2 protein-coding genes are annotated in these 7,484 nt (G+C 72.2%); both read right to left on the bottom strand.

Annotated elements, in window-relative coordinates; genetic code table 11:
- Positions 1 to 887 (bottom strand): beta-ketoacyl [acyl carrier protein] synthase domain-containing protein (locus CFP71_RS29470; protein ID WP_143267207.1); only part of this gene is annotated, 887 nt, incomplete at its 3' end.
- 8 nt (positions 888 to 895) lie between these two features.
- The gene (locus tag CFP71_RS29465) at positions 896 to 7,204 is read right to left on the bottom strand and encodes a type I polyketide synthase (protein WP_093937218.1); all 6,309 of its coding nucleotides are present in this window, start codon (positions 7,202 to 7,204) and stop codon (positions 896 to 898) included.
- Positions 7,205 to 7,484: the final 280 nt, after the last annotated feature.

Below are 7,484 nucleotides of genomic sequence, written 5' to 3'. Positions count from 1 at the left end.
GCGTAGACCCGGTCGCCGTCGCGGCGCGCGTCGTAGAACCGTTTCAGCACGACGATCGCGGTGCCCTCGCCGATCAGCAAGCCGTCCGCGTCCCGGGAGAACGGGCTGATCCGCTGGCTCGGTGACAGGGCGCCGAGCTGGGTGAACATCGACCAGAGCGTGTCGTCGTGGCAGTGGTGTACGCCGCCCGCCAGGACGACGTCGCAGCGGCGACGGGCCAGCTCGCCGATCGCCTGGTCCACCGCGAGCAGCGAGGACGCGCAGGCGGCGTCCACCGTGTACGCGGGGCCGCCGAGGTCCAGGCGGTTGGCGACGCGTGACGCGGCGAGGTTCGGCACCAGCCCGATCGCGGTGTCGGGCCGGAACTCGCCGAGCGGTTCCAGCAACGCCTCCCGGAGCCTGTCGAGCATTTCCGGCCGCGCCGACGGGAGGAGTTCGCGGACGGCGCCGGTGATCTGGCGGACCGACCGGACACGCTGGTCGAATCGCTGAAGCCCGGGCGAGAGGTAGCCGCCCCTGCCGAGGATCACGCCCACGCGTTCGAGATCGCCCAACCGTCGCAGGCCACCGGCGTCGTCGACCGCGGAAGCGGCAACGGCCAGCGCGACCAGCTGGTCCGGTTCCATCCCGCTGACGGAGCTGGGGACGATGCCGAGTGCCGTCGCGTCGAAGTCCAGGCTGTCGGCGACGAAGCCTCCGCGCCGCCCATAGGTGCGGTCGGGGGTGCGACCGTCACCGTCGTGGAAACTCGGATCCCAGCGGTGCGGCGGGATCTCGGTGATCGAGTCGGCGCCGGAGACGATGTTCCGCCAGTATTCGTCCACAGTGGACGCGCCGGGCAGAAACACGCCCATCCCGACGATGGCTACCTGCTCCTGGTTCACCACAGCTTGATTCACCACAGCGACGCCGTGTAGAGCACCGAGCGGACGTCGGCCGGACCGTAGGCCAGCTCGCGCAAGAGCGCGGCGGTGCCTTCGTCCGGATCGATCAGCGCGACCTCGCGGCGTTCGTACTCACGCGCCAGCTCCGGGGACACCATGCCGGCGTGGTCGTCCGAAGGCGCCCACGGTCCCCAGTGGACGGTCAGGGCCCGGCAGCCGGTGCGGTCGGCCCACTGCTCGCCCAGGGTCTCCAAAGCGTCGTTCGCCGCCGCGTAGTCGGTCTGCCCCCGGTTGCCCAGCACGGCGGCGATGCTGCCGAAGAAGGTCACGAAACCGGGGCGGACGCCGAAGTGCTCCAGGGCGTCGAGCAGCGCCCGCGCACCGTCCACTTTGGTCCCGTAGACCGTGCGGAACGAGTTCTCGTCCTTGTCCGCCATCAGTTTGTCGTCGATCACCCCGGCCGCGTGGACGACGCCGTCGATCCGGCCGTAGCGGGTGTGCAGATCCTTGACCACCTGCCGGACGGCGGCTCCGTCACGCACGTCGAGCGACCGGTACGCCGCGGTACCCCCGGCCGCGCCGATCTGATCGAGTGTCCTGGCGATCTCGCGCTGGGCCAGCACGGTGCGGACCCGGCGTTCGATGTCCACCAGCGAACCGCCGCGCGCGGCCAGGGCCGAACGCATCCCCGGCGCGTCGCCGGGCAGGTCCTCGTCGCCGGGTTCGGCCGGCCACGGGGTGCGCCCGGCCAGTTCGATCCGGCAGCCGCTCGCCGCCAGCGCGACCGCCGCCCGCGCGGTGATCCCGCGGGCGCCGCCGATCAGCAGCAGCACCGAATCCTGGTCGAGACCGAGTGCCTTGACCTCGCCGCCGCCGGGACCCGCGCCCGCGTAGGCGACCGAGCCCAGAGAGCCCGCGGACGGCTCGAAAGCCGCTCGCCCGGCGGTGTCGTAGCGCACCGCGGCGGGCCCGTCGGCTATCACTTCCTCCAGCACGATCCGCGCGAGGTCCACCGTGGACTCCAGTTCGACGAGCCTGGTCGGCTCGCTCCGCTCCCGGGCCGCGGCGCGGACGAGACCGCGCAGCCCGGCGGTGTGCCAGGCCCCCGGCCTCGCCACCACGACCACCGCGCCCTTGGCGCTTTTGAGCCGGGCGAAGACCTGCGCCGCGACCGGTTCTTCGGCCTCGGACAACGGGTTCAGCACGAGGACGATGTCGGCGTCGTCCCGCTCCGCCGGGATGGCACCCGCCTCGGCGAACACCGCGCGGACCGACTCGGCCAGGTCCTCCTGGCCGGGTTCGAAGCTCACCGCGACCGTCTTGCCCCGCACCTTGGCGAGGTCGGGCTTTCCGAGCGGAGCCGCCACCCGGCCGATCAGGTAGCGACCGGGCGCGCTCCCCACCGGTGCCGCGGCGGGGGCCGGTGCCGCGGTGACCGGGGCCGCCGGTTCGATCCACTTCCTCAGTCTGGCGGCCAAAGCGCTCGCCGTCCGGTCGCGGCTGAGCTGATCCTGGGCGTCGTCGTGCACCCGCCCCGAGAGGCCGAGCTTCGACAGCAACGAGCCCGCGATCTCGGTGCGTTTGATCGAGTCGATGGAGAGATCCGCTTCGAGGTCGAGATCGGCGTCGATCATCTCGGCGGGATAGCCGGTGCGTTCGCTGATCGCGCCGATCACGGTGGCCAGGACGTCCGTGACGACGGCCTCCGGCTCCGGCTCGACGACGGGCGCGGGCACAGCGGGTGCCTCGACCGGCGGCAACAGCGCCGGGACCACCGGGGCCTGCACCACCGGGGCCGGGGCGAGCGGCGTGGTGCCGAGGTAGCCCAGCATCACATCCCGTTGCGCCGCCAGCAGTTCGCGGCTGGTGCGGAGGAATTCGACGACGGCCTGGTCACGACCGGGCGCGGGCTGGTTCATGGTCGTCCTCGGGATTCGTCGGGCGGGCACGAGCCCATGGGCGGGGACCTCACCGCCGGGCGCGCGGACGGTCTGGCCGTCCACGGTCCAGGCGGGCTTCGGAAGCGGGCCGACGCGGACACGTCCGCGGAAAAGCCGTTCGGTGCGCACGTCGACGCCGGTGAGGGCCAGACGGGCGAGCGCCGTCAGGAGTCCGCGCAGGCCTGGGCCGCCGGGGTCGCACGCGATCACGGTGTACGGCCGGTCGCCGAGGATGTCCTTGACCAGCCGGGAAAGCACCTGCCCCGGGCCGACCTCGACGAACGTGCGCGCGCCCGCCGCGTACATGTCCTCGATCAGCTCGACGAAACGCACCGGCGAACCGATCTGCGCGGCCAGTTCCGCGCGGACCTCCCCGGCCTCGTACGGCCGGGCGGTGCGGTTCGACCACACCGGTCGGCCGGGCTCGCCGACCTCGGCGTTGTCGAGATCGACGGCGAACACGTCGCTCGCGCCCGACACCAGCGGACTGTGGAAGGCACAGGCGACAGGAATCCGCTTGGCCCCGATCCCCTGGCCCCGAAGGGCGCGGACGGCCTCCTCGACGGCGGCCGTCGGTCCGGAAAGGACGGTCTGCCCCGGGGCGTTGTGGTTGGCCAGGACGACGTCCGGGTGGTCGAGGGCGGCGGCCAGTTCGTCACGGGACGCCTTCACCGCGGCCATCGCGCCCGGGTCGGCACCCGCGACCTCGGCGATCGAGCGGGCCCTTGCCCGGCTGAGCGCGACCAGGGTCGGGGTGTCGAACGCGCCGGCGACCGACAGCGCGGACAGCTCGCCGTAGCTGTGCCCCGCCAGCAGATCCGGCCGGATGCCGAGGTCGGCGAGCAACCCGCACAAGGCCGATTCGACGAGCCCGAGCGCGGGCTGCGCGACCCGCGTGTCCTTGAGCGCCTCGTCCTGCGCCGCGCGTGCCTCCTCGGTGAAGGCGCGCGGCGGGAAGGTGGTCGCGGCGACGTCGGGGGCGAGCCGCAGGACGTCGGCCAGCTCCGGGAAGTGCACGAACAGCTCCGCCAGCATTCCCGTCCGCTGGCTGCCCTGGCCGGGGAACAGGAACGCGACCTTGCCCGCTTCGGTGTCGCCCGCGGTGAGCCCACCGCCATTTTCAGCGGCCTCGCACAGTTCCGCGACGTCGCTCGCGACGACCGCGAGCCGCACCGGCGCGGAACCGCCCCGCTCGGCGGTGAGCGCGGCGATCTCCCGCAACGGACGGCCTTCGTTCGCCGACAGCAGGTCCCGCAACGCGGCGCGGGCGCTCTCGACGTCGGGGCCGCGGAGCAGGACCAGTTCGGCGTCCCAGTCGCGCGGTCCGTGCCGCCGCCCCGGCGGGACTCCCGGCGCGGCGAGCACCGCGTGGAAGTTGGTCCCACCGAACCCGAACGCGCTCACTCCGGCGAACTCGCGGCCGCGCGGAACCGGCATCGGCCGGGCACCGGTGGAGAAGGTGAAGGGACTGCTCTCGGCGTCCCAGGCGGGGTTCGGCCTGTTCAGGTGCAGCGTGGGCGGCACGACCTCGTGCCACAGCGCCAGCGCCGCCTTCATCAGGCCCGCCAGCCCCGCGGCGCATTTCGTGTGCCCGATCTGGCTCTTCACCGAACCGAGCGCGCAGGTGCCCGGTCCGGCTCCCGCGTCGAGGAAGAACTCGGTGAGCGTGGTCAGTTCGGTGGCGTCGCCGACGACCGTGCCGGTGCCGTGCGCCTCGACCAGCGAGACGTCCGCCGGGGACACTCCGGCTTCGCGATAGGCCCGTTCCAGTGCCCGCCGCTGCCCCTCGGGACGCGGCGCGGTGAGGCCGAGCGCCTTGCCGTCGCTGGCCGCGCCGACGCCCTTGACCACGGCGTAGACCCGGTCTCCGTCGCGTTCGGCGTCGGCCCGCCGCTTGAGCACGAGACACGCGACGCCTTCGCCGAGCGCGATCCCGTCCGCCCCCGAGTCGAACGGACGGCACCGGCCGGTCGGCGACAGGGCGCCCGCGGAGGTGAACATGAGGTAGTCGTTGACGCCGTTGTGCAGGTCGACCGCGCCGCACAGGACCATCGAGCTCGTACCCGCCCGCAGTTCCTTCACCGCGAGGTCCAGCGCCGCCAGCGAGGAGCCGCACGCGGCGTCCACGGTGTAGTTGGTGCCGCCGAGGTCGAGCCGGTTGGCGATCCGGCCGGAGATGACGTTGGCGAGCGTGCCGGGGAACGAGTCTTCGGTCAGTTCCGGCAGTTGCGCGAGCAGCTCGTCCGGGACGTCTTCGAGATAGCTGGGCAACAGCGCGCGCAGGACACCGGCGTTGGCCAGATCTCCCCCGGCTTCGGCGCCGAAGATGACGCTGGTGCTCTCGCGGTCGAAGCCGCCGTCGCCGTAGCCCGCGTCTTCGAGCGCGCGGCGCGCCGTCTGCAACGACACGAGCTGGGCCGGGTCGATGCTGCCCATCGACTTCGGCGGGATGCCGTACGCGAGCGGGTCGAAGTCCACCGGCGGGAGGAAGCCGCCCCATTTCGACGTCGACTGGTCCGCGTAGACCTCCTTGTCCCAGCGCTGATCCGGCACCTCGGTGACGGCGTCCGCGCCGCGCAGGACATTGGCCCAGAAGGCCGGAAGATCGGCCGCGCCCGGGAAGACGCAGGCCATACCGACGATCGCGACGTCACTGTCCACAACGGACTCCTCAGCCGGGACACGGGCGGCGAGCAGGTCCGCCGCGCCGTCGGTGACCTCCCGGTGCAGCGTGGCGATGTCGGTACGCCGCTCGCGCAAGACCGTCACCTGGCCGGCCATGTACATCCCCTCGGCGAGCTGGCCGAGGGTGTCGACCTCGACGAGAGCGTCGCCTTCGCGCCGGATGCCCTTGCTCGCTATCCGCAGCCGTCCGGTGTTCAGCTCCTCCAGCCGTTGCCAGCTCTCCTGCGGCGGGACCCCGTCCGCGCGGAGGCCGGCCTTCAGCGCGGCGAACTCGTCGGTGTACGGGCTGGGCAGGCACCGGGTGAGGTGCCCGGGCGCGGTCTCCAGGGTGACCGTGGACCCGGCGCCGAGCACCCGGTCCTGGAAGGCCCCGGTGATGGCGCCGTGGGTGACGGCTTCCTCGGTGAACAGGTACGCGGTGCCCATGAGGACGCCGATGCCGGTGAGCGGCTCCGCCATCGCCGAGACCATCGCGGCGGACCTGGCGTCGTGGATCCCGCCCGCGAACAGCACCTCGACGTCCTCGGCGCCGTGCTCGCGCAGGACGTCCAGCTGCTGCTCCCACAGCACGAAACTCGATCGCGGGCCGATGTGCCCGCCGCATTCTGCGCCCTCGAAGACGAACCGGCGGACGCCGGCTTCGAGGAACTGCCGCAGGAGGATCGGTGACGGCACATGGAGGAAGGTCGCGATCCCGTCGGCCTCCAGCGCCTTGGCCTGCGCGGGTTTGCCGCCCGCGATGAGCACACAACGGGGGCGCGCCGCCCGGACGGCCGCGAGCTGCTCGGCGCGCAGTTCCTCCGGGACGAACCCGAGGATGCCCGCGCCCCAAGGCCTGTCTCCGAGCGCTTCGGCGGTGCGGCCGAGCAGTTCGGCGGTCTTGGCGCCGTTCGCGGTGGCCACCGCGACGAACGGGAACCCGTCGTGCTCGGCGACGGCGGCGGCGAAGCCGGGCTGGTCGCTCACCCGCGTCATCGGCCCCTGCACGACCGGCAGGCGGGTCCCCAGCGTGCGGCACAGCCGTACGCCTTGGCCAGAGGGGCTCGCCTGCGGCGGCGTCGCGAGGGAACGCACGACGGATCGGACAGCGCTTTCCGCGTCCTCGAAGCGATTCGCGAACAACGCCGCGAGCCCGTCGTCGGCCCTGAGCAGTTCTTTTCGGGCTGCCTCGGGCACGTCGGCCTCGGGAAGCAGGCCGAGTCCGTCGAGGACCACACCCGCCGCGCCCCCGGCGAGCGCCGCCACCGCGGTCCGCGGCCCGATGCCCCCGTACGCCCACACCGGGACGTCCTCGCCGAACCGCTCCAGCAGGCGCTGGAGCAGGACGAACGTGGTGAGGTCCGAGCCGCCCGCCTCGGCTCCCTTCGCCACCAGACCTGAGGCGCCGGCGCCGAGCATCCGGACGGCCTGCTCGACGCCGGTCACCTCGGCCAGCACGGGGAGGTCGCCCTTGCCCTGCCGAACTGCCCCTTCGGCCAGCAGGACGAGCCCCGCGCCGCTCTCCCGCACTTCTTCGTCCCGCACGTGGCGGCCCGCCGGGATCCGGACCCCGAACGGGAACCTATCGTCCATTGTGGACCCTAGTTCCACGATACCGAGACCGCCGCCCCTGGCGACGGCGGCCGCCAGCCCCGGATCCGGACGTCCGAGCGGGTTGACGCCGAGTACCCGCGTGCGCGCCGTCGCATGACTCACCGGCGGACCTCCTGTTCGGCTGGGCTGGTCGAACCTCGCCAGGTTCGGCGATCTTCAGCGGGATTCCCAAGAAATAACCTACTTGCCGCAGAGAGCGCAATACTCTCGCGACAAAACTCGGAAAACAAGGGAACGCATGCTAAAGTCCGGCGTCGGAAACAAATATGTCGACACGCTCAGAACAGGCCGCTGACCTGCACTTTTATCATCCGTATCGCATATTTCGACAAGACGTCGCTCACCGGCGTGACAAAACAGAAGAATTGTCATCGAAAGCAGA

The organism is Amycolatopsis thailandensis (genome assembly GCF_002234405.1).
GTDB lineage: Bacteria > Actinomycetota > Actinomycetes > Mycobacteriales > Pseudonocardiaceae > Amycolatopsis > Amycolatopsis thailandensis.
Note: the sequence above shows the minus strand (reverse complement) of the source record. Positions and strands in the feature narration are given on the sequence as shown.